Source organism: Paenibacillus sp. FSL M7-0656, assembly GCF_038003225.1.
Taxonomy (GTDB): Bacteria; Bacillota; Bacilli; order Paenibacillales; family Paenibacillaceae; genus Paenibacillus; species Paenibacillus amylolyticus.
Genome location: NZ_JBBOOT010000001.1, coordinates 2,115,919 through 2,138,421, shown reverse-complemented (window position 1 = coordinate 2,138,421; position 22,503 = coordinate 2,115,919). Strand labels below are relative to the sequence as shown.

Genomic DNA, 22,503 nt, shown 5'->3' with positions numbered 1-22,503 from the left:
GCAAGATGGCTAAAAAAGCACCAGAAATGGAAGAGTACAAATATGGTTTTCGCGACGAGCACAAATCCATCTTTCAAACCGGTAAAGGTCTGACTGCAGAAGTGGTTACCGAAATTTCCAAGATTAAGAACGAACCGGAATGGATGTTGGAATTCCGTTTGAAATCTTTGAAACAATTCGAAAAGATGCCAATGCCAAAATGGGGCGGAGATCTAGACGGATTGGATTTCAATGAAATTCAGTACTATGTGCGTGCTTCGGAGAAACAAGGTAAAACATGGGAGGAAGTTCCTTCCGAAATCAAGGAAACCTTTGATAAATTGGGTATCCCTGAAGCAGAGCAAAAGTTCCTTGCAGGTGTATCGGCTCAGTATGAGTCCGAGGTTGTATACCACAACATGCAAAAGGAATTGGAAGACCAAGGTGTAATCTTCATGGATACGGACACGGCTCTCAGAGAGCATCCCGAAATCCTGCGTGAATATTTTGCAACGGTTATTCCACCAGCAGATAACAAATTTGCTGCTTTGAATAGTGCGGTATGGTCCGGAGGAAGCTTCATCTACGTGCCTAAGGGCGTTAAATGTGAAGTACCTCTGCAAGCCTACTTCCGGATTAACTCCGAGAATATGGGACAATTCGAGCGTACACTCATCATTGCGGACGAAGATAGCTTCGTTCACTATGTAGAGGGATGTACAGCTCCAATCTACAGCACGAACTCACTGCACAGTGCGGTTGTTGAGATCATCTGTAAGAAAAATGCTCGTGTTCGTTACACAACGATTCAAAACTGGGCACCAAACATCTACAACCTCGTTACGAAACGTGCGGTTGCTGAAGAAAATGCAACGATGGAATGGGTCGATGGTAACATCGGTTCCAAACTGACGATGAAATATCCAGCGGTTGTACTGAAAGGCCGTGGAGCTAAAGGTTCCGTACTCTCCATCGCTGTAGCTGGTAAAAACCAGCATCAGGATGCAGGTGCGAAAATGATCCACTTGGCTCCAGATACAACATCTACGATTGTATCCAAATCCATCAGTAAACATGGTGGTAAAGTAACTTACCGTGGTTTGGCTTCCTTTGGGCGTCAAGCTGAGGGCGCGAAATCCAACATCAAGTGTGATACACTCATTCTCGATAATGAGTCCACATCAGATACAATTCCTTATAATGAAATCATGAATGATAACATCATGCTGGAGCATGAAGCTACAGTATCCAAAGTGTCTGAGGATCAACTCTTCTACCTGATGAGCCGTGGTCTGACTGATGCAGAAGCAACACAGATGATTATCATGGGCTTCATTGAGCCATTCACGAAGGAATTGCCAATGGAATACGCCGTTGAGATGAATAGATTGATCAAGTTCGAAATGGAAGGTTCCATTGGTTAATCCAATGTAGCGCCTTTCGAAGCCGTAAAGCTGAAGCTAGTTGCTGATGTTAAGCGGTAGATATCGTTTTATGTGATCGAATACCCTCTAGAACAGACTTTCTAAAAAGTCTCTCTAGGGGGTATTTTTATTCAAAAAATCTGGGGATAACAGTGATCAGAAGGTTATTCTGTTATCGGAGTGGCAAGCGGAAATATTCTTTAGTTCAATTTGTATATTTACAAATGAATAGACCAGCGTTATTCTACCATTAACAAATATTACATATATTTGATTAGATTCTAATATGAGGAGGGGTATGATGCGAAGAAGTATAGTTAAAAAAGGAGCAGCCTTGGTATTGTCTGCTGTTGTTGCCTTTACGAGCTCTCCGTTATTTTTATCAACGGCGAGTGCTGCAGAAGGTGGATCGGTATCGGGTTCATTCAACGTACTTAGTTACAATGTAGGTGGCCTTCCGGAGCTGGTATCCAGTTCCAACCCCAAGGAGTACACCGTTCAGATTTCCCCAAAATTAAATGACTATGACATCATTAATGTGCAAGAGGATTTTAATTATCATAATGAGTTGATATCCCAAGTCACTCTGCCGTATCTGACGACAACAAGCGGAATTGCGGGTTTTGGAAGTGGGTTGAACAGTCTGTCCAAATATCCATTCCGTGACTTGAAACGTATTACCTGGGATAAGCGATCTGGTCTTTTTGACAATGGAAGTGATGAATTGACTCCAAAAGGATTTACAGCAGCTACATATGAGATCACACCTCAGGTGAAAGTGGACGTGTACAACTTGCATGCGGACGCGGGTAGCGATGATAAATCGCTTGATGCCAGACGAGATAATATCAGACAACTCTCCAATTACATAAAGGAGCACTCGGACGGGAACGCAGTTATCGTATTTGGGGATACCAATACACGGTACACCCGTGCCGATGACAATATAGAGCTACTCATGTCTGAGAATGGTTTAAGAGACCCGTGGATCGATTTGATTCGAGGTGGGAGTATTCCCGCTGATGGAGAAGCCCTTATGGATGCAAGCAATTTAAATGGACCCAACTATGAGATCGTGGACAAAATTTTGTATCGCGGAAGTAAAGCATTGTCCCTTAATGCACAGAGCTATCGGTTAGAAAATCAAACATTTGTTGATCCGAGTGGGAAGCAACTCTCCGATCATTATCCGATTACAGCGGAATTTGTGTATAGCACATCTTCTCAGTACCAACTAAGTTCAACAATCGGAGGATCTGGAGGAAGTGGGTTTAATGATCTAAATCATATTCCGGAGTCCAGACCTAGTTCAGTGGTACTTAACTCGGGCAACCGTGTAGACGGCATTTCAACGTTGTACAGGGATGGAACGAACCTAGCACATGGTGGTCAATCCAACATTGTCACACTGAACCTGGCAGACGGAGAGTACTTAACTCAGGCTACAATTGGTCAGGGGACACGTAATGGAGATAAACGGATCTTTTACGTGGAGTTGTCCACCAATCTTGGAAATAAAGTTGAAGGCGGACAAAAGACCTCGGATCAAATCAAACTTGAGGCACCAGCGGGGTGGTACATTGCCGGATTTTATGGAAGAGCAGGACAGGAATTGGATCAGCTAGGCGTCATATACAGACCTCTGAATTAGAAGTGAGCAGTGGTTAAAATGAAATAATAATATATACATCTCATAGAGTGTTCATATTAGCACAGCGCCGCTTGGAATATACGTTGGAGAGAGACCATAAGGTTTCCCTAATGATATTCTGAGCGGTATTTTTGTGGAATAAAATAAGACCAATAGCACAAGCCATTTCATAGATTTAAGCATTTAATGATAGAAAAGGATGTGAGTGTATGAGCGTGAACCCTTTCGAGGGATATCGGATTACAAGTTCATTCGGCTATCGAATTCATCCTATTCATGGTGGACAGACATTTCACCGCGGAATTGATCTCGTGACAGAGCCTTGGAATGGCCCCGTCTATGCCTTTATGGAAGGTAGGGTACGTTTTGCTTCCGAAGGAGTTACAGGCTCCGGATTCGGCGGTTATGGGCTTACAGTTGCCCTTCAAGATCATCGCGGTTACTTGCATTGTTATGCTCACCTTTCGCGGATTGCCGTAAACGTTGGGCAGCGGGTGAAGAGAGGCCAGCTTATCGGTAATCAGGGAAGCACGGGTCAGAGTACCGGCCCGCATGTACATTATGAGATCCGGAAAACCAGCGCGCCATCTTACGGATATACTGCCAGCGAAGATGGTGTGACAGAACCGGGTGCGTATCTACAGGCCGAATACGGAACTGCATCTCAGGAACAGGAGGCTCCGCCGATGACGACTGAGCAGAAGAAAATGTTTGAAGCCATGCAGAAAACGCTGGAGATTCAAGGGGGATGGATTCAGCAACAGGAGCAACTTTCCAATATGGCTTGTCCCGCATGGGCGCAACAAGCGTTTGATTATTATCGACCGTTTATTATGAATGACAAAGGCAGTTATGAATTTTGGAGATTACTTGTTATCATGTACCGCAAGGAAAAAGGCATCCAAGTTCATTCGGATTCCGACATATAGATCCCTGCATAGGACAGGGAGTAACAAAAGGCTGATCCACTCAGGTAGATGCAGACAGACAACCATTTATCGAATGTTGCCTGTTCGCCCGGTTCATTCCAACGGAAACGTCATATGTTAGGGTATACCTGATGAAGAGGAGGCAATCACATGAGCGAAGTAGGATATGGCTGTGGTGGCAATGTAGGCGGAGTAGGCGGCGTTGGTGGATACAATATGTTCACAAACACTGGTGCAATCTTGGTACTGTTCATTCTGTTGGTTATCATCACAAAAGCATTCTGCGTGTAATCCAACATGATTGAATCGGAATAGACAAAAGGGAAGCCGATTATGGCTTCCCTTTTGTCATATGCCAACCTATAAGTTGGTTATTTCAGTTACTATGGGGTTCTTCGTATACATGCTGTGTACAATGAACAGTTATTGTACATAAATCTCAACGATAGCAATATCTCTTTCTTTCGCTAAATCGATAAAGGCCGTAGAGGTCTGAACGAGTGGTCGGAAATAATCCGCAGGATTATTCATGACAATGAGTCCCGTCTGACCCGTGGTGAGCAGAACCCTTTTACCGATAAAATTAGGCAGCATGTGCTTGATCAGTTCTTGTGTTGCTTCAGCATTTAACTGACCAAAGCTGAGGCTGTACAGTTCACACAGAACAGAGATCAGTTCCTGTTTGGTCTGGTACACCCGATTGGTCGTCATGGCGCTGTAAACGTCTGCTACAGCAGTTATACGGGAATAGGGGTGGATCTCGTCTCCTCGCAGTCCATGAGGATAACCACTTCCATCCTCGCGCTCATGATGTTGAAGTGCAACCGTTGCCAGAATTTCATCCTGCGTGGATTCTTTAATGATATCGTACCCATAGAATGTGTGTTTCTTCATTTCGTCAAATTCTTCCGTAGTCAATTTACCAGGTTTATGTAAAATCTCAGAAGGAATCTTGGACTTGCCGATATCATGAAGATATCCTGCTTTGGCTACCGTTAGACATTCCTCGGGGTTGTAACCCATCCAGCCGGCGATATAAAAAGCGAGCATTCCGACTTGCAATGAATGGTTGTACGTATAATCGCTATCCCCGTCCAGCATAAGCAACAAGGAGACAACATCTTTTTGTTTTTCCAACTGTTCTGTTAGGGTAAACAAAATCTCATCGACCTGTGTCTCATCAATAAAACCCTTCTCCATCGCTTGTTGAAATAGAGATTCAGTACCTTTGATCGTATCGTTAAACAAGTTAGTTAACAGACGGGATTGATCGGAAGGTAAGGTTTGTGCATCAGAGTGTAGGTCGGATGTTGTGTGTTCTACATCTGCGTACTCGATTCCATGTTGCAACAGTTTGGATAGGTCATCTTCACTGAGGGTGGAACCTTTCATCAGCATGTGGAGACCCGAACTGTTGTATACATCATTTTTTAACAGGTCACCCGGTTTAAGATCAGTAACATGCACTCTCACGTATAAACCACCTTTTCTCGACTAATATCGACACATATAATTATAATAACAAGAAAAAAATGGGTTGACAACGACTTATTTACTATTAACCCACTCTATCTAAAAGGTGTAAAGGCTCATTATTTAGTTCTCCATGGGGTTCCATGGTCCTAATTGATGTCCCTTCCATTCAGATCCATCTTCCCAAATTTCCTTTTTCCAGATCGGAACGGTCTGTTTCAGTCTCTCTATGGCGTAACGGCTTGCATCATAACAGTCGTTGCGATGAGGCGAGGAAACGGCAATGACTACACTAATCTCTGCCACATCTACTTTACCGATTCGGTGACTGATTGCACATAACACACCAGGCCAGCGATCGGAGATTTCCACACCAATGGCTGCCATCTGAGAAAGAGCCATCGGCACATAGGCCTCGTATTCAAGATGAACGGTGCGCTGTTCACCGGTCATTTCACGAGTTGTACCTACAAAAGTAAGAGCTGCCCCGTGATTCGGGGTAATCACTAGCGCCGTTGTTGCTTCCACGGACAAGGTGGACTCTGTAATCAGAAATAAGCCATCTGCAGTCCGATGCTCTGGAACGGTAGAGCGAAGTTGTTCATCGGATATATCCGTACCATCGCCTCCAGAGACGGGAGGGATCAACGCAAGTTCATCTTCTGAGCTAAGTATAGTATCGGCAGGAGCGTACTGCTGGTTAACTGCCAAAAAGGATGTCCTTATCTGAGAAGCTGCCTCTGGGTAGGCCAGACTCAGTTTTTCTTTTAAATCGGCAGCGGTTGGAATGTCTCCAATGTACTCAAACTCCAGAAGGGATGTATTTAAACGTTCTGCAATGCCTGCAAATAGTTGAATTGTCAATTTCATGGATATGACTCACCTCTTTTTGATCTCTAAACCCTATAAATATATCATAACGACGAGGAAAATGTTATGCTTATCCATTAGAAGAATGAACGTTTATTGAAGAGCAGGGGAGGCGGTGTGATGAGCACCAGGGAGAACCAAACGTTAACGATTCTGCACACCAACGACATTCATAGCCACTTCGGCTCCATGAGCACCATCGCCGCTATGATCAATGAGGAACGTGACCAAGGTGGCAACTTCCTTGTATTGGATATCGGCGATCATATGGACCGTATGGCCGTTGAGACAGAAGGGACGCTGGGGACGGCTAATGTTGATGTTATTAACCTGACGGGCTACGATGCCATTACAATCGGCAACAACGAAGGACTAACCTTTACGCCAGATCAGCTCTCACAGTCCTACGCTGGACTTCTGTGTCCTGTGGTATGCAGCAATGTTGTGGAGCAAGATACTGGACTTGCGCCAGTGTGGATGAAACCTTCTCTGATTGTGGAGAAAGGTCCATTTCGCGTTGGTCTGCTGGGGGCAACGGCCCCTTTTACCACGTTTTACGAATTGCTCGGGTGGGATGTTCTGGACCCTGTGGAGTCATTAAGAGCTCAAGTGGAAGCATTACGTGATGAAGTGGATGTGGTGGTTATTCTTTCACATCTGGGGCTTTCGACGGATCGGAGACTGGCAGAGCAGATTATGGGAATTGATGTTATTCTCGGTGGACATACCCATCATGTTCTCGAAGAACCCTTAGTCATTGGCCAGACCGTGTTGGGTGCAGCTGGAAAATTTGGCCAATGGCTTGGGAAAGTGGTTCTGGAACGAACAAGTGTGGGAGAGCCTCTCCAACTGGTAAGTAGCGGTTGTATGGCTGCCAAGAGTATATTACTAGATGATCAGGTCGCGCTGGCAATCGCTACGAATCGTACGGAGGCTGAAAGGACACTCAATCAGACGGCAGTGATAACGGATCGGGTGCTGCCCATCACGTACGACCGGGAATCCCCGTTTGCTACCTTGCTTGCACAAGCTGTTCGTCATTTCACGGGGGCACAGCTGTCTCTGGTGAATGCAGGTCAGCTTCTCGGAGATCTTCCACAAGGTAATATTACAAAAGGAATGTTGCATTCCCTATGTCCATCTCCTATAAATGCTTGTACAATATGCTTGAGTGGAAGTCATATTCGTGAAGCACTTGAGCAGTCCTTGTTGGACGAGTTTTCAGGTAAGCCCATTGTGGGATTTGGTTTTCGTGGTCATATTCTAGGCACGTTATGTATGGACGGAATGGAAGTTCAATACAATCCAGATGCGCCAGCCTATGAGAAAATCCAGACCATATCCATCAATGGGGAGCCTATGGACGAACAATGTGAGTATATCGTTGGGACACTGGACATGTTTACGTTCAATGTGGGGTATCCTCCTCTTGCTCATGGAACCCGTACGCTCTATCATCTTCCGGAATTCATACGCGATTTGCTGGAAACGGAAATAAAACGACCAGGGGCTCTGGACGACAGCCTGCGAGCCCGCTGGCATCAAAGCTAAATTTAAAGTACTTGCCTTCTGCTGAAGCGGCGGCTAGTGGTAATTACATCTACGGAGCGGGAGAGGATAGGCTGTGCGTTTAGTACATATAAACTTATTGCAGCCTGGCATGAAGCTGGGGAAACGTATTTATAGTGAAGAAGGCCTTGTATTACTTAGTGAAGATGTAGAGCTAACCAGTCGATTGATTGGACGCCTTAAGGATCTCGGAGTCGGTTATGTGTATATTAAAGATGCTGCGACAGAGGACATCATCGTTCCTGAAATGTTGCAGGAAGAGACCCGAAGGAAAGCACTAGTCGAGATCAAACAGCAATTTCAGAGCATGTCGGGAATGAAAACGAAGAATCGGATTCCTCATTTCGGTAAAGCGCTTAGTGGTGTGATGAATACCATTCTGGAGGACATCGGCAGCCAAAAGGAAGCCATGATTATGCTGATGGACATGAACTCCAGTGATTTTGACCTGTATAATCATTCGCTGAATGTATGTGTGTATACACTGGTTCTTGGTGTCGCTTCGGGTTACACACGCCAGCAATTAATGGAGATTGGTCTGGGTGCCTTATTGCATGATATTGGCAAGACACAGATTGCACCAGAAATTCTGCATAAGCCTTCCAGATTAAGTGACGAGGAATTTAAAATCATTCAGCAGCACACTACATATGGACATCGTATTCTCAAAGACGAACCAGGTATACCGCTTCTATCTGCACATTGTGCATTGCAGCACCATGAGCGAATTGATGGCAGCGGATATCCCTTTGGGCTGAAGGATAAAGAGATTCATGAGTATGCCAAGTGGATTGCTCTTGCTGATTCGTATGATGCCATGACAACGAATCGAGTCTACAAGCAAGCCTTGCTGCCACATCAGGCCGTAGAGGTGCTGTATACGGGCTCAGGAACGCTTTATGAACAACGAATGCTGGAGAGATTCAGGGATTGTGTAGCGATCTACCCCGTGGGTCTATCGGTCACGCTCAGTACGGGAGAGGTTGGGGTGGTCGCAGCGATTCATCCACGTGTTCCTCAACGTCCACTTATCCGGGTGCTCAAGGATGCCGACGGCCAGGCCTTATCTTCGCCCTACGAAATTAACCTGTCTACAGCACTGTCTGTGATGATCACAGGTGTAGAGGGTGTGGAGGATACACCTTCATCTGACCAAAGTGAACGGTTGGAAAGCTGAACAAGCTTAGAAATGATTAGCGCTCATGTCGTAATATCGGGGCCGTTTCGTGATTCGGCCCGGAGTTACCTGAGTGTTTTTTGTCATGTAATGGACAGGGTCTACGTATGCCGGAGCATTCAAAATTGTGCTATGATAAAAGATAACTCCAAAAAGAGAAACACAAGGTATGATGTAAATAAAACTTTTTAGGTTAATAAAAGGAATAAGGTGAAGAACAATGACCATGCTAAACTCAGGATCGGTACAACCGATGCCTTTATCGCCAACGAATGATCCGTGGGATCCGATTGGCTCTCTGCGTACATATGGACGCCATGTGTTGACCAGTGTAGAAATGACTGTGACACATCTGTGCAACATGCGGTGTGAGCACTGTGCCGTAGGAGATATGCTTACGATGCGTGAAGCGCCGGCTCTTCCATTACCGCTGATGCTAAAACGATTGGATGAAGTGGAGCATCTGCAGACGATTAGTCTGACGGGTGGCGAGCCAAGCTTTAGCCAGAAAACAGTGGATGAGATGATCATCCCGCTGCTCAAATATGCCAAGGAACGTGGAATTCGTTCCCAGATCAATTCGAATTTAACGCTGGATATCAGCCGATATGAGCAACTTTTGCCGTATCTGGACGTTATGCATATCTCATTCAACTACCTGAATGCTGACGATTTCCATCAAGTCGGATTTGCGAATAGTGGCAGACCTGTGAAACGTGAAGTCGCGGTGAAGATGTATGAGAAAATGATTGAAAATTCCCGCAAATTAAGTGAAGCAGGCATGTTTATCTCTGCCGAGTCCATGATTAACTTCCGTACACACGACAAGCTGGATGGTATTCATCAATTGATTCGTGAGATGGGCTGTGTTCGTCACGAAGTGCATCCAATGTATAATTCGAACTTTGCTTCGTCGTTGCCCGTGTTATCACTGGACCATATGAGAGCAGCGATTCATCGTTTGCTTGATGCACGTGACAAAGATATGTGGATGCTCTTCGGTACTCTGCCATTCTTCGCGTGCAGTGCAGCAGAGCAGGATCGGGAACTGATCAACCGTTTATACAGCGAACCAAATGTGACGGTACGTAATGATCCGGACGGACGCAACCGCGTTAACGTCAACATGTTCACGGGTAATGTGTATGTGACCGATTTTGCGGACATCCCGGCGTTTGGCAACATTCGTGATCGTAAACTGGATGATGTGTTCCATGAATGGTCAGCTGAACATCCGTTGAACCAAACGGTCAATTGCCATTGCGATATCGCATCCTGTTGCGGACCAAACCTGCTGGTGGCAGATATGTATTACAAGGGTGTGGATTTCAAATCGAGAAAGGCAATCACACGTTGATATTCCAGGTGTATTCCTGAAATAGATAGAAAAGGGGAGTTTCAACTTGGATATTCATACCGAATTTCATCTTGGGCAGCTGGTATTTAATCTGGTCTGTGTCTTTTTGCTCGTATTTTTGAATGGCGTATTTGTCGCAGCGGAATTTTCCCTTGTGAAAGTAAGGCAGACACGCTTAACTCAATTGCAGAGTGAAGGAAATCGTATGGCTGGTTATGCACTGAAGGTGAATAGTAAACTGGATTCCTATCTATCGGCAACTCAGTTCGGGATTACGCTGACATCGCTTGGACTCGGGTGGCTGGGAGAACCGGCCATCTCCGAATTGCTCGTTGAGCCACTCATGTTTAAACTTGGTGTAGGAGATACAGGGCTTATTTCGACCGTGTCGGTCATTATCGGTTTTTGTATCATTACGTTTCTGCATATTGTGCTGGGTGAGCTTGCACCTAAATCGTTGGCAATTCAAAAAACAGACGGAGTGGCATTGTTTTTATCTGCGCCCTTGCTGTTGTTCTACAAAATCTTCTTCCCGTTCATCTGGGTACTGAATGTATCGGCCAATGCATTGCTGCGTCTAGCGGGTATCGAACCTGCCAGTGAAGGCGAAGCTCACTCGGAAGATGAACTTCGTATTTTGATGAAGCAGAGTGCCAAAAGTGGTGTCATCGATAAAGATGAGATCAAACTGATGGACAACATCTTTGATTTCTCCGATATGCTGGCACGTGAAGTGATGCTGCCACGTACAGACATGGATTGTTTGTACACGCATATGTCTTTGGAAGAGAACTTGGAGATCATTAACGCAACCAAACATTCCCGGTATCCCGTAGCAGTAGAAGACAAGGATGAGATCATTGGATTTATACACATCACCGATCTGTTGCTGGCTAAACCGGAGCAACAACATGATCTGGCTTCACTTGTTCGTCCAATCTTAAACGTTCCTGAATCGATGGAAATCAGCCATGTGCTGCGTCTCATGCAGAAGAAACATTCACAGATGACGCTGGTTGTGGATGAATATGGTGGCACAGCTGGATTGCTGACTGCGGAAGAAATTCTGGAAGAGATCGTTGGAGACTTGTATGACGAGTTTGAGGATGAGCGTCCGCATATGGAACGCAGTGGAGATTCATTTTCCATTGATGGTCGTTCGCTTATTGAAGAAGTTCATAAGTGGACCGGAGCCATCATCGAGGATGAAGAAGTGGATACTATCGGTGGATGGTTGTTTAAAGAGCTTGGGGGCAATCCAACCAAGGGGAAAACGCAGGAGCTGAATGGGTACGTTTTTGAAGTGGAAGAATCGACTCGCTTGCGAATTACCCGGGTTCGAGTGTACAAGCAATCTGTCCCTCAAGACATGAATTCGGAAGAAAATCCAGCAGAATAGTTATCTTTGCAGGAGCAAGATGAGATGAACAAGAGCGAGTCATGACGCAGATTACGGAAATCTGCAAGGATAGAGACCTTCGGAAGTTACCTGAACGGGTAACAAACCGAGGGTCTTTTTTTATTTTAAAGAAGAATTTGGAGAAATTCTGCACATAGTTGAAACGAATTTCGGATTAACTTCGGGGACAGCGTCATATGGATATAGAGACGGGAAGCGGGAAAGAACTCAGTGTTATTCTATATGCACCAACGATGTAATAAGGAGGCGTTGTTTTGTGAAAGATCCGCAGCTTCGTGCTTACGCCCCTTTTGTGGGGCCGTTTGATCCTTGTCCGCCAGTAGCAATTCGGACGTATCTGGTACCTCCGCAGTTATTTATTCCATTTCAGCCCATGGGCTGGCCGCAGTACAGCCCGGCGGAAGCGTTGAGATTGGGAACCTTATGGCCTGCATTATACAGCCCTTATACACCAGCTAGATCGAAGGGAAGGAAGGTGGAAGTGGATGGAACCTGAAGGAGCAAAAGCGTGCGATACCCAATACTATGAACTGCTGGAGGAGCTTCAGGCTCTGGATTTTGTATTAGTGGAGCTGAATCTGTACCTGGACACCCATCCTGGGGATTATCAAAGCATAGAGCAATATAACAAATTCACGCAAGAACGTACGCGGGTGGCGCAGGAGTTTCAACAATTGTATGGACCACTGATGAACTTTGGTCATGCTTTCTCCAAGTATCCGTGGGAATGGTCTCAGACGCCCTGGCCATGGCAAGTGTGACACATCGCCTCAGGCTTCCTTGCAGGACTTTAGGGACAGGAAGCCCGAGGGTTAGAAGAAGGGCTGTATTTTAATAACGTAGAGGGAGGCGTCTTACATGTGGGTGTATGAGAAAAAACTGCAATATCCCGTAAGGGTTAGTAAATGTGATCCTCGTATGGCGAAATTGCTGATGGAACAATATGGCGGTGCCGATGGGGAGTTGGCCGCTGCCCTTCGATATCTGAATCAGCGTTATACGATTCCAGACAAGATTATCGGTCTGCTGACGGATATTGCTACAGAGGAATTTTCTCATCTGGAGATGATTGCGACCATGATCTACAAGTTGACCAAGGACGCGTCGGTGGATCAACTGGAAGAAGCGGGACTTGGGCCGAACTATGCTCAACGCGATTCTGCCTTGTTTTATACCAATTCCTCCGGTGTTCCCTTTACAGCTGCCTACATTGCTGCAAAGGGTGATCCAATTGCGGACCTTTACGAGGACATTGCAGCAGAAGAGAAAGCCCGGGCTACATATCAATGGTTGATCGACCTGACCGATGACGTGGATCTGCAGGATAGTCTGAAGTTTCTAAGGGAACGCGAGATTGTGCATTCCTTGCGTTTTCGGGAGGCTGTAGAGATCCTGAAAGACGATCGGGAGACAAAGAAGATTTTCTGAACATTTGGTATAAAGCAAAAAGCAGTCCAATAGGGCTGCTTTTTGCTTTGAAAAGATAGTATTATTAAATAATTAATTTTAAAGTAAACTGGTGTTGGTTAGTTATCATACTGTGGATGGAACTGCTACTTTTCACTTTAGAGCTTCTCTTTCAGATTAACGGATACTAAAGTTGAATGCTGACGGTTTCTTCACCAGGGCTTATATAATTAACACTTACTTTATTGGAAGGCACAGAGTGATATCCTCCGGTTTGTCCACTGCCCCAACTGTTATATATAAGATTGCTTCCTGAATAATAGCCTACAGTGATATCATGCCAGCGAACATTTTTAATGGTTGAACCTGTGTTCATGTTCTCGGGTTTTTGACCAATGGTGGTCATTCGTTTTACTCTCATCCCTATACCGCTTTTATCCCAGCCGCTTACTCCGCTTCTTACAATCGTCGTTGTTAGTTGTTCGCCAGTTGTCGTGATTCCTGATACAGCCAACGTACATTCATTGGGATTCGTCACATAAAATTTCATATAAATATCCTGACCTGATCGATAGCGCGTATTGCTAGGTACCATGGCTCCGTTGGCCAACGTCGTAGGTGACCAGTTATCAAACGCTGTGCTGTATTGCAAACCTGCATCTATCCCATTTCCGTTAGATCCCCAGCCTCCCAGGTATACATAAGGAACATCCGTCGAAACATTACCTTTTACGTATGGGGCACCTGGAATGGTTACATAAGTACTTAACCAGTTATATCCATTATTTGAGAAAACTCTTCGATAAGGACCGGAACCTCCGCTTGGATTAGGCACTTCGGCAGTGGGCGAAATTTGTGTATCATCTTTAACGGCAGATGCTGAAAAATCATTCGTGGATATTCCAGGACCGATAAGTTCTTTTCCGGATGCACTTTGATAGATGTTGTTCTCAACCAGATCATATACTTCTGTCGTCTCTTTGAGTTCCGTCTTGTTAGAGTAAATGGCACCGTCTTCTGCGACATAGATGACATTTCCTCGATCTTCTTCGTCAAGCCGGGCCATCACGTCAGCAATTACTTCTCGCTCATTTCCCGTGATTGATGAATCGATGTTGACTTCGATCCTTTTTTTTAGTTCATTGTTCATGGTGATCGTGTCCATATTACCATCTGCGAATACAAGATTTAATGGAGTTAATAACAAAGCTAAGGATAATAAAGAAGTTAGCGATTTTCTTATCTTCAATCTAAAAACTCCCTCTCTTAAATGGAATGTGTGTTGAATAATTACCAATGCAATTTCTAACTCCGTTTAATGCAGCAGCAACTCATGATAATAGATAGCATTTGAACATAAACATCTCCTTTTATGGGTTTTAATTACTTCTAAATCATAGTTTTTGTGTAATAATATGTAAGTGACTATTTTCACAATAAAAGGTAATAAATTTTCAATGAACGTTATAGGTGGAAAATGAAGAAACAAAAAACCATCTCCAGTAGTGGTACCAGAGATGGTTTTATTGGATTTTGAAGTGTATACCTAATATTCAACCACCATGGCAACATTTTGCCATCCGGCTCCAACGGTCCAGAACAACACTTTGTCACCACGCTGAATCTGACCGGTTGTAACCGCTCGATGTAATGCGATGAACGGACTGCTGGTTGAGGTATACCCGAACTCATCTCCGATATAGACGGCAATATCATCACCAATGCCGACGTTCGCGGATACAGCCCGAATGTTACTAATGGATAGCTGGGAGAAGCAGGCGGCTCTGATCTCGTCTGGTCCAATCTCGTTACGTATCAGCAAGGTACGAATGGACTCTGAAGCAGCATCCACACAGATGGAATCATCAAATGGGATGAATTTCACATGAAAGGCACCCGCATCTACACCCGTTTTGCCCAGCTTTGCCAAGCCTTGTGCAGGAAAAAGAGAATTACCATACACGCAGGTATCCGTCTGATAGATTGAATCAATGAAACCGACAGCATGTTCATCCCGCTCTACAATAACCGCCGCTGCTGCATCACCGAAATTGGCGAAGTATACGGGATCATCGGGACTGGCGTGAGGAGCCACGTAATCAGAGCCGATGATTAATGCGCGGCGAATTCGAGGATTGCCCAGCATCTGCCGGCTAACTTGTTCGAAAGCAGCAGTCATACCCGCGCAGTTGGCGTTGCTGTCAATACAGATCGTGTGAGAAGCTCCGTTAATCAGGCGATGGATCATCAGGGAATTCGTAGGAAAGATGTATTCTGGCGTTTGGCTTGCATAAGCAATCAGATCAATATCTGCACCGGTGAGTCCGGTTTTCTCCAGTAGGTTACTGGCTGCCTCATAGGCCATGCTTAGTGAATTTTCGTCATCGTTGTCAATTTTATAACGTGTATCACGACCAAGTGCCTGTAACAATCCACGAATATCTACACCTCTTGCATCAAAATGTTCAATATAAAAATCATTGTGCACCTTGGTTGCTGGATGATAGATATCGATATCTACAATACGAATTCCGGCCATCTTCATTCTCCTCTTGAGCGGAAGGGTGAATTCACAGCTTGTCCGCCTGGTTTATTAAGTGGTAACGGTAGATATGATTTCGAGATTGTCCAGACCGACTGATCGGCCGAGCCGGGACAATTGCATTTTTAGAATCGCGTTGTTCTCGAGGGTCAACACGACTTTTTTATATTCATCTTTTTTGAACAATTGAAGGCAGCCTTCCAGAAGAGGAACAATCTCCGGAGCAGTAACATTCAACTTTTTGCAATCGATGTTCAGGTCATACTCCTTGGTGTTAATAGAAGCGATCGTATCCTGATAGGCCGAGATGGAACGCAAACCGTCTTCTTGAGAGAAAGAACCCTCCAGTTCAATGTTTAACACCTTGTTTGGAACGTCAGTCTTCAGAATGAAATTTCCCATGTTTGATCTCTCTCCTTTAAATGAGTTAAGGCTATCCTGTTAGTGGATACACAGCCCCATAGGGCCTCTGCTGAAAGCTTCTAAGATGAGAGTTGGTTCGAAGGATAATTTAACCATATTATAAAGGTAGGAATGTAAAAAGATCAATAAAAAAGTCGAATCATGTATAAAAATGTAGAAAAGTGAATTACTGTATTTCGTCCAAGGTGGCAAGCAAAATATTAAATGCACTTATAATGCGTGGAGCACCCACACATGGCGCCAGATGTAGCAATATTCCCTTGAGCTGATCTACAGTTACCCCGACACTCAGAGCCATCGTGTAATGTACGCCCAATTGTTCATACTGTCCTTGGGTGATCAACGAAGAGATGATAGCAACTTCCTTCCATTGATCCGTAATCGTGGTGCGCTGAAAGATATCCCCGTACGCCGTCCCCATAATAAATTCCGACAATTCGGGAAAATGTTCTTTGATGGGTGCGAGAGCTCTTGCGCCGTACTCACCAGATAGTTTCGCGAAACGGTCTAGTCCCTGAGCTACATGTTCACTCATGATATGCTCCTCCTAATTCAAAGTTACGGTGCGGTGAGCTGTGGGTGGAATTTCATCTCGATCGGTCAGAAGCTCAATAACAGTTACCTGATTCAACGTCTGTGCTGTGTTCAGCGCAGATGAGAATTCAGCAAGAGTCTCTGCTCGAAACGCAACCGCACCGAGAGATTCGGCGAATTTGGCAGCATCCATAGGAACTTCATATAATGTGCCATCAATTCTGCCTGTTGTTTTTTCCATTCCTTTGAGTGCCATGTCCAGTTGTTTGTTGTTAACGACAATGAAAATGACGTTCAGATTGTTGCATACCGCAGTATTGATCTCCGTCCCAAGCATCATGAAACATCCGTCACCGGTGATGCATACAATGGTCTCTCCGGGTGAAGCGGCTTTTGCACCTATCGCCATACCAATGGCGTTCCCCATGCAGGCAAAGTACGCGTCAAACACAAAGCTGCCTGGTTTCTTGACTTTATATCGCTGAACCGCATGAAATCCATGGCTGCCATCATCAACAAAGAGCTTGTGATCGTACGGAAGCAGATCGCTCATTCCGTCTAGTACAGAAGCCAGAGACAGTTGGGGGAGATCTGGTAAAGGGACAGTGTAATCCATCGGTGCCGTGGTTCTCACAGGAGTAGGGAGGTCTTCTAATGTGCCCAGCAAATATTGCAGGTTGTCCTTCAAATCACCGGTGATATGTAAGGTTTGAGCGCTCAGAATCTTGCCTACAAATGTAGGATCAGCGTCAAATTGAATGAGGTGTGCCGGGTGATGTTCAGGCTTCAGATTGCAGAGGGTCATGTCACTTAGACGTGAACCGAGTACGATATAAAGGTCACTTTGGTTCAACATGTCGTCTGCATGTGGGAAACCTCCAACACCACAAGGTCCATGGTACAGGGGATGGTCCCACGCAATCGCTCCTTTTCCACCAGGAGTAGTAATGACGGGAATGTTGAACGATTCGGCCAATTGAAGCAATTCATCATGGGCTCTGGCGCGACTTACACCTTTACCAGCAATAATTAAAGGGCGATTGGATTGTTGAATGAGAGGAAAAATGCGATTCAGATTAGATACGCTAAGCAGAGGTTCCGGTTCGGGAATGACAATCCGGCATTGGGATAACAATTCGGTCTGTACGTCAAAAGGAATACAGAGGTGAACAGGGCCTTTATTAGGGCCGAGTGCAATGGAAAGGGCATGATTCAACAGTGTTCCGAAGTGATCTCCACGCTCAACCAGTTTGCTGAATAGCGTAGCAGGCCTGAACATTTCAGCCAGATCAGCCAGATAGGAAGAGGAATCCTGACACTGGGGTAGCCCCAGTTCCTGAATGGATTGATGACCCGTAATAAACAGTACAGGCAGATTGTTGGCCTTTGCATGGGCTGCTGCAGTAAGCAAATTGGTTCCGCCTGGACCGGATGTGGCAAAGGCAACGCCGAGTTTACCTGTCTGTAATGCATAACCGGATGCGGCAAAACCTGAGCTGGATTCATGACGGCCTGGAATGAACTCTAATCCGTAATCCACCATTTTCAGTACAGCAGGACAGATGGATTTACCAATAATACCAAAGACATGAGTAACGCCTAGATTACGCAGAGTTTCTGCCAAATAGTCCGCAACTGTTCTCATGCGGGACACCTCGCTTCATGAAATAGGTTATTAGAACCATACGCATATTCCATTTATTGAATGCAAGTTACAGTCTAAGGTTGTAAGAGGAAATATTCATTGTTATTAGGAAGAGTATCTTTTTTTGTGGTTTTTTGTCAACCTGTTTTTGTGAGTCTAAATTCCTGATTCTTAAGTTGGTAACGCTTTAAGTATTGCTGGATAAAGTAAAAATAATTGGTTATATATCCCTGCAACGAATTACCCAATCACAACGAAGTTACAAATAATGTAAAAAAATGACTGTAAATGATGAATTTCAGCCTCTAATAGCGACTTGAAAGCTAGAGGTTTATTTTTTTTCGTATCAATGCATCGCATTCGCAATTCTTTGCTTTCTGCTATACTGGAAAGGAATTGGGAGGGGATGGAATGACAGTCATCAAGATGGCTCTGATTGGGCTGGGTAAAATGGGACTACATATGGTTCATCTAATCGAGAATACCAAGATGGACACGGAGATTGAGATTGTAGCGGTGTGTGATGCGAATGAGGAAGGTTTGGCGTCTTTTGCAGCTTCTCATCGGGGAGTTAGGACATATACGGATTACAAGCAATTGATGAATGAACATCAGATTGATCTGCTGTATATTGCAGTTCCTCCGAAATTTCATTATCCGGTTGTCATGGAAGCGCTGGAGCGCAAAATTCATGTATTCTGTGAGAAACCACTTGCCAATAGTGTAGAAGAAGCCAAAAAGATGCTGGATGCAGCAGAGCAGGCGGGCGTTGTTCATGCCATCCATTTCTCGATGCCGCATGAACCTTCCGTGCTGAAGTTGCAAGAGATGATTGAGCAGGGTACAGTGGGGACAATTCGCAAAATAGATCTCATTTTGCAATTCCCGCAGTGGCCACGATCATGGCAACAGAATGCATGGATTATGAGCCGGGAACAGGGTGGATTTATTCTTGAAGTGGGGATTCACTGGATTCATATGATTCAAAAAGTGTTTGGTGCCATCCGGGTTGTTAGCACTCAGGTTCAATATCCTGAGAATGGTGACTGTGAACTAGAAGTACAGGCTGCAATGGAACTGGAAGACGGGACTCGAATTCAGCTGAACGGCATCTCTCAATTTGCCGGGGAAGAACGTGTATCCATGGTGGTGTACGGTGCGAAGGGCACGATTGCCTTGGAAAATTGGGAAGAATTGAAGACGGGCCTGGTGGGACAGCCACTTTCTCCAGTGGAAGTGCTTGAATCCGCCAGTGAATTGCCGGTTCTTAAACATGTCATTGCCCGTATACAAGGCAAACCAGCTAAGATATATGATTTTAACGATGGGTATCAGGCACAATTGGTACTGGAAGCGTTGCGAAACTAAATAATGTGACTAACTCCATTAGCGTTTCCATTCCAATAGGAGGTTCTTTGTCATTAAATCAACAAGATAAGTTTTCAGAAGTGGATAGTTTCGCTCAACTACAATATAAATAATATACTTTCAAGGGAGTGAAGCAGATGGGGGCAAAAAAATGGCCTTTCTATATCATCATCCTACTCATTCTCTCCAATCTGGCTGTAACCTATATGCTCTGGAATTCGAACACTCAATATGATCGACTTCAGGACAAAATGAATCAATCTTTCACAACGTATGCGGAGAATATTCAGGATCAATTGCGAAAAAATGCTGAACGGGGTTTGGAGGAAGAAATATACCAGTATCAAGCGGAAGCTTCCAAATTAAATGCGGTAGCTACAGGTACAACCTATTACCGTGAGCAGCCGTTAGTACGCAATGTTTCTATGAATCTTGAACGATTTTTTAGAGATTATCCACGCTACCAGCATAAGTTGACTGTGTCAGAGGTAGAAACTTTACAGGGGTTGTTATCCGAGTGGATTACGAAGCCTGCAGATTCAGCCACGAATAACAAGCTTAATGATTTTCTTGTTTTGCAAAAATAAAAATAACGAGCATTCCTCTTCAAATACGCCCTTGGAGTTGAGGAGCGTTCACTCTGAGGGTGTTTCTATATGCTTCTGAAATGGAATGAAAAAAGATGATTTCTGTAAATACAGAAATCATCTTTTTCTTTCAACTCAGCCGTATCAGCAAGAGTTTTACTTAAGCTTGAATCGCTTAACCAGCTGATCAAGTGCATCGGACATTTCATTCAACTGCTTGGACGTGTCAGACATTTCCTGCAGAGAAGCAAGTTGTTCCTCCGTCATCGCAGATACTTCTTCCGTGGCTGATGCAGTGTCTTCCACAACAGCCGATACTTCATTAATGGACTTCATCACAGCCTCACTACCGGAAGTTAACTCCTCGACAACAGCAGATACCTCTAGAACTTCACCACTGAGGTTATGAATATGCTGAGTAATGGTTGAAAAAGCATTACCTGCATCCTCAATGGTCCGCAATCCTTCATTCACATGTAGAGTGCTCTCATCAACCACTTGCACCGTACTTTGAACACCTGCTACCACGGTTTCCAATATACTTGTAATCTCTTTGGCTGATGTTGCACTTTGGTCTGCAAGATTACGGATTTCCGCGGCAACGACAGCGAAGCCACGTCCATTATCCCCAGCGCGGGCAGCTTCGATTCCGGCGTTAAGTGCAAGCAGATTGGTTTGTCTCGCAATACCCGACATTGAATCTGCAATGTTGATCACTTGATCAGACATCTTCGAAATTTCATTAATGGCTTCCTGTACAGAGAGGAAGGATTGCTCAATGGAACTCATTTTACCTACAGCATTATCAATGCGCTGTTGCCCATCCACAGCAATGGATTCGGTACGAACTGCACGGCCTGCCACATCACTTGCCGAGGAGGCGACACGATTAAGCCCGTTGAGGGATTGCTGCATCGCAGCTACCATGGTTTGCGTAAGAGCAACCTGTTCATCAGCGCCTTCAGCGACACGTTCCATGGCAGTGGCAACTTCTTTTCCTGCAAGATGGCTATCGGCCACCCCTTTATCCAATCGATCCGAAGCTGTGCTCAGAATCATGGCATTGCTCTGAACGTCCAGCATCATTTGCTGCAAACCAGTGAGCATTGTATTGGCCGCCTCCGCGAGTTCACGAGTTTCGTCTTTCATTGGCGTAGCGATTCTCAGTGTCAGGTCGCCATTGGAAGAACCGATGTCATTTAATGCCTGCTTTACGGTACGAATGTTTCTAACAATGGCACGTGACAGGACCAAAGCAGTGATGAACGAGATAATGGCCACAACGATAAGTGCCCCATACAGTTCCAAGTTCAGTATTGTGTTTTTTTGCTTCAGTGCTTTTGCACGGTTATCGGTTAACGTATGCTCGTTGGTTCGAAACGTATCGAGAGCAGTCCGAATCTGGTCCATGTCTCTTTTACCTGGATCATCTGCGAAAAAATCTCGAATGGCCTGTGTATTATTGGCTTGGCGAAGGGCGACCATAGGTTCACCAGCGACCTGGACCCAGTTCTCCATATTAGTATGTATGTCTTCCAAAAGTGCAAGTTGAGCCGGATTATCCGAAATTAAAGAAGCAAGTTCATCTCTGAGTGTAATAAGTTGCTCTTTTCCTTGGGTGTAGGGATCGAGATAGTTGTCCTGACCCGTGATGATGTATCCGCGTTGACCTGTTTCCATATCTACCATGTTTCTTTCGAGTTCATAGGTGAGGGCATGTACCCTCATATCGTGATCGACCAGAAAATCCAGTTCCCGTTGGAGCTGACTTGTTCTGTTCTGAATCAGCAGGATGCAACCAGCCAGTACAGCCAGTACGAGTAAATATCCTAATCCGATCTTATAAAAAATCTTAAAGGTCTTTCGCTTTTTCATGTTTGTTATTCCTCTCTATGGGGTATATGTAGTTGTCGAAAAAACCGGAAATGTGATAATTGTAGGTCTTTAGATTAGGTGTCTAAAGAACTATTTTTTAGTATTATACGTAAAGAAACTTCTTTTGTATATAGTTTGTTTAACTATAATATAACGTTTGGTTAATGCTGTATAAGGTTGGGGTTGATGATGTTTTACAATCGTTGGTTTACACGTTCAAACGTTATGTTTATCATGGGAAGGGAACGATTCCAATTACATATACAATATCCC

21 protein-coding genes are annotated in these 22,503 nt (G+C 44.7%); 13 read left to right on the top strand and 8 right to left on the bottom strand.

Going from position 1 to position 22,503, the window contains the following annotated elements:
- Positions 1-5 precede the first annotated feature (5 nt).
- The 4 genes from sufB (at position 6) to MHI01_RS09190 (ending at position 4,274) form a co-directional block, all read left to right on the top strand.
- The gene (gene sufB / locus MHI01_RS09205; RefSeq protein WP_036669904.1) at positions 6-1,403 is read left to right on the top strand and encodes a Fe-S cluster assembly protein SufB; all 1,398 of its coding nucleotides are present in this window, start codon (positions 6-8) and stop codon (positions 1,401-1,403) included.
- 301 nt (positions 1,404-1,704) lie between these two features.
- Positions 1,705-3,054 (top strand): jacalin-like lectin, encoded by a 1,350-nt coding sequence (locus tag MHI01_RS09200; RefSeq protein ID WP_340982974.1) that lies wholly within the window; start codon positions 1,705-1,707, stop codon positions 3,052-3,054.
- A 209-nt stretch (positions 3,055-3,263) separates the two neighbouring features.
- Complete coding sequence (locus MHI01_RS09195; protein WP_340982973.1) at positions 3,264-3,983, top strand: M23 family metallopeptidase; 720 nt, start codon at positions 3,264-3,266, stop codon at positions 3,981-3,983.
- Between the two features lie 150 nt (positions 3,984-4,133).
- The gene (locus MHI01_RS09190) at positions 4,134-4,274 is read left to right on the top strand and encodes a hypothetical protein (RefSeq protein WP_017689533.1); all 141 of its coding nucleotides are present in this window, start codon (positions 4,134-4,136) and stop codon (positions 4,272-4,274) included.
- Positions 4,275-4,406: 132 nt separating this feature from the next.
- On the opposite strand, the gene MHI01_RS09185 is transcribed toward MHI01_RS09190, so the two are convergent.
- Together MHI01_RS09185 and MHI01_RS09180 are read right to left on the bottom strand one after the other, a co-directional pair.
- Positions 4,407-5,456, bottom strand: a complete 1,050-nt coding sequence (locus MHI01_RS09185) for an HD-GYP domain-containing protein (protein ID WP_076318352.1) — start codon at positions 5,454-5,456, stop codon at positions 4,407-4,409.
- Between the two features lie 123 nt (positions 5,457-5,579).
- Positions 5,580-6,326, bottom strand: a complete 747-nt coding sequence (locus tag MHI01_RS09180; protein ID WP_076318353.1) for a molybdenum cofactor biosynthesis protein — start codon at positions 6,324-6,326, stop codon at positions 5,580-5,582.
- A gap of 120 nt (positions 6,327-6,446) precedes the next feature.
- Between MHI01_RS09180 and MHI01_RS09175 the strand changes: the two genes are divergently transcribed.
- The 7 genes from MHI01_RS09175 (at position 6,447) to MHI01_RS09145 (ending at position 13,277) form a co-directional block, all read left to right on the top strand.
- Positions 6,447-7,877 (top strand): bifunctional metallophosphatase/5'-nucleotidase, encoded by a 1,431-nt coding sequence (locus MHI01_RS09175; RefSeq protein ID WP_282322083.1) that lies wholly within the window; start codon positions 6,447-6,449, stop codon positions 7,875-7,877.
- A gap of 73 nt (positions 7,878-7,950) precedes the next feature.
- Positions 7,951-9,072, top strand: coding sequence for an HD-GYP domain-containing protein (locus tag MHI01_RS09170; RefSeq protein ID WP_282322082.1), 1,122 nt, complete (start codon positions 7,951-7,953; stop codon positions 9,070-9,072).
- 220 nt (positions 9,073-9,292) lie between these two features.
- On the top strand, positions 9,293-10,429 hold the full coding sequence (gene yfkAB, locus MHI01_RS09165) for a radical SAM/CxCxxxxC motif protein YfkAB (protein WP_155985059.1): 1,137 nt from the start codon (positions 9,293-9,295) through the stop codon (positions 10,427-10,429).
- A 46-nt stretch (positions 10,430-10,475) separates the two neighbouring features.
- Positions 10,476-11,828 (top strand): hemolysin family protein, encoded by a 1,353-nt coding sequence (locus MHI01_RS09160; RefSeq protein WP_340982972.1) that lies wholly within the window; start codon positions 10,476-10,478, stop codon positions 11,826-11,828.
- 277 nt (positions 11,829-12,105) lie between these two features.
- Positions 12,106-12,345 carry a spore coat associated protein CotJA gene (locus MHI01_RS09155; RefSeq protein ID WP_036609912.1) on the top strand — a complete coding sequence of 80 codons (240 nt, stop codon included), beginning with the start codon at positions 12,106-12,108 and terminating at the stop codon, positions 12,343-12,345.
- Positions 12,335-12,610, top strand: a complete 276-nt coding sequence (locus tag MHI01_RS09150; RefSeq protein ID WP_036669913.1) for a spore coat protein CotJB — start codon at positions 12,335-12,337, stop codon at positions 12,608-12,610. The genes MHI01_RS09155 and MHI01_RS09150 overlap by 11 nt, the downstream gene beginning before the upstream one ends.
- A 97-nt stretch (positions 12,611-12,707) precedes the next feature.
- Positions 12,708-13,277 carry a manganese catalase family protein gene (locus MHI01_RS09145; protein ID WP_036669914.1) on the top strand — a complete coding sequence of 190 codons (570 nt, stop codon included), beginning with the start codon at positions 12,708-12,710 and terminating at the stop codon, positions 13,275-13,277.
- A gap of 166 nt (positions 13,278-13,443) precedes the next feature.
- Here MHI01_RS09145 and MHI01_RS09140 read toward each other — a convergent pair whose 3' ends face one another.
- From MHI01_RS09140 to MHI01_RS09120, 5 genes are all read right to left on the bottom strand, one after another.
- On the bottom strand, positions 13,444-14,505 hold the full coding sequence (locus tag MHI01_RS09140; protein WP_127544323.1) for a YrpD family protein: 1,062 nt from the start codon (positions 14,503-14,505) through the stop codon (positions 13,444-13,446).
- A 297-nt stretch (positions 14,506-14,802) separates the two neighbouring features.
- Positions 14,803-15,795 (bottom strand): 3-oxoacyl-[acyl-carrier-protein] synthase III C-terminal domain-containing protein, encoded by a 993-nt coding sequence (locus MHI01_RS09135; RefSeq protein WP_076252338.1) that lies wholly within the window; start codon positions 15,793-15,795, stop codon positions 14,803-14,805.
- A gap of 54 nt (positions 15,796-15,849) precedes the next feature.
- Positions 15,850-16,200, bottom strand: coding sequence for a hypothetical protein (locus tag MHI01_RS09130; RefSeq protein WP_036609902.1), 351 nt, complete (start codon positions 16,198-16,200; stop codon positions 15,850-15,852).
- A gap of 187 nt (positions 16,201-16,387) precedes the next feature.
- A complete protein-coding gene (locus MHI01_RS09125) occupies positions 16,388-16,756 on the bottom strand; it encodes a carboxymuconolactone decarboxylase family protein (protein WP_017689521.1) in 369 nt (122 codons plus the stop codon).
- Between the two features lie 12 nt (positions 16,757-16,768).
- On the bottom strand, positions 16,769-18,400 hold the full coding sequence (locus MHI01_RS09120; protein WP_340982971.1) for a thiamine pyrophosphate-binding protein: 1,632 nt from the start codon (positions 18,398-18,400) through the stop codon (positions 16,769-16,771).
- A gap of 411 nt (positions 18,401-18,811) precedes the next feature.
- On the opposite strand from MHI01_RS09120, the gene MHI01_RS09115 reads away from it, so the two are divergent.
- Together MHI01_RS09115 and MHI01_RS09110 are read left to right on the top strand one after the other, a co-directional pair.
- Complete coding sequence (locus MHI01_RS09115; protein WP_340982970.1) at positions 18,812-19,768, top strand: Gfo/Idh/MocA family protein; 957 nt, start codon at positions 18,812-18,814, stop codon at positions 19,766-19,768.
- 137 nt (positions 19,769-19,905) lie between these two features.
- Positions 19,906-20,355 (top strand): hypothetical protein, encoded by a 450-nt coding sequence (locus MHI01_RS09110; RefSeq protein WP_340982969.1) that lies wholly within the window; start codon positions 19,906-19,908, stop codon positions 20,353-20,355.
- Positions 20,356-20,511: 156 nt separating this feature from the next.
- On the opposite strand, the gene MHI01_RS09105 is transcribed toward MHI01_RS09110, so the two are convergent.
- On the bottom strand, positions 20,512-22,230 hold the full coding sequence (locus MHI01_RS09105; RefSeq protein ID WP_340982968.1) for a methyl-accepting chemotaxis protein: 1,719 nt from the start codon (positions 22,228-22,230) through the stop codon (positions 20,512-20,514).
- Positions 22,231-22,503: the final 273 nt, after the last annotated feature.

Excerpts from the sequence above, each read along its gene's own strand:
- sufB (WP_036669904.1), top strand. The coding sequence starts at position 6 with ATGGCTAAAAAAGCACCAGAAATGGAAGAGTACAAATATGGTTTTCGC.
- MHI01_RS09200 (WP_340982974.1), top strand. The coding sequence starts at position 1,705 with ATGCGAAGAAGTATAGTTAAAAAAGGAGCAGCCTTGGTATTGTCTGCT.
- MHI01_RS09195 (WP_340982973.1), top strand. The coding sequence starts at position 3,264 with ATGAGCGTGAACCCTTTCGAGGGATATCGGATTACAAGTTCATTCGGC.
- MHI01_RS09190 (WP_017689533.1), top strand. The coding sequence starts at position 4,134 with ATGAGCGAAGTAGGATATGGCTGTGGTGGCAATGTAGGCGGAGTAGGC.
- MHI01_RS09180 (WP_076318353.1), bottom strand. The coding sequence starts at position 6,326 with ATGAAATTGACAATTCAACTATTTGCAGGCATTGCAGAACGTTTAAAT.
- MHI01_RS09175 (WP_282322083.1), top strand. The coding sequence starts at position 6,447 with ATGAGCACCAGGGAGAACCAAACGTTAACGATTCTGCACACCAACGAC.
- yfkAB (WP_155985059.1), top strand. The coding sequence starts at position 9,293 with ATGACCATGCTAAACTCAGGATCGGTACAACCGATGCCTTTATCGCCA.
- MHI01_RS09150 (WP_036669913.1), top strand. The coding sequence starts at position 12,335 with ATGGAACCTGAAGGAGCAAAAGCGTGCGATACCCAATACTATGAACTG.
- MHI01_RS09145 (WP_036669914.1), top strand. The coding sequence starts at position 12,708 with ATGTGGGTGTATGAGAAAAAACTGCAATATCCCGTAAGGGTTAGTAAA.
- MHI01_RS09135 (WP_076252338.1), bottom strand. The coding sequence starts at position 15,795 with ATGGCCGGAATTCGTATTGTAGATATCGATATCTATCATCCAGCAACC.
- MHI01_RS09130 (WP_036609902.1), bottom strand. The coding sequence starts at position 16,200 with ATGGGAAATTTCATTCTGAAGACTGACGTTCCAAACAAGGTGTTAAAC.
- MHI01_RS09125 (WP_017689521.1), bottom strand. The coding sequence starts at position 16,756 with ATGAGTGAACATGTAGCTCAGGGACTAGACCGTTTCGCGAAACTATCT.
- MHI01_RS09120 (WP_340982971.1), bottom strand. The coding sequence starts at position 18,400 with ATGAGAACAGTTGCGGACTATTTGGCAGAAACTCTGCGTAATCTAGGC.
- MHI01_RS09115 (WP_340982970.1), top strand. The coding sequence starts at position 18,812 with ATGACAGTCATCAAGATGGCTCTGATTGGGCTGGGTAAAATGGGACTA.
- MHI01_RS09110 (WP_340982969.1), top strand. The coding sequence starts at position 19,906 with ATGGGGGCAAAAAAATGGCCTTTCTATATCATCATCCTACTCATTCTC.
- MHI01_RS09105 (WP_340982968.1), bottom strand. The coding sequence starts at position 22,230 with ATGAAAAAGCGAAAGACCTTTAAGATTTTTTATAAGATCGGATTAGGA.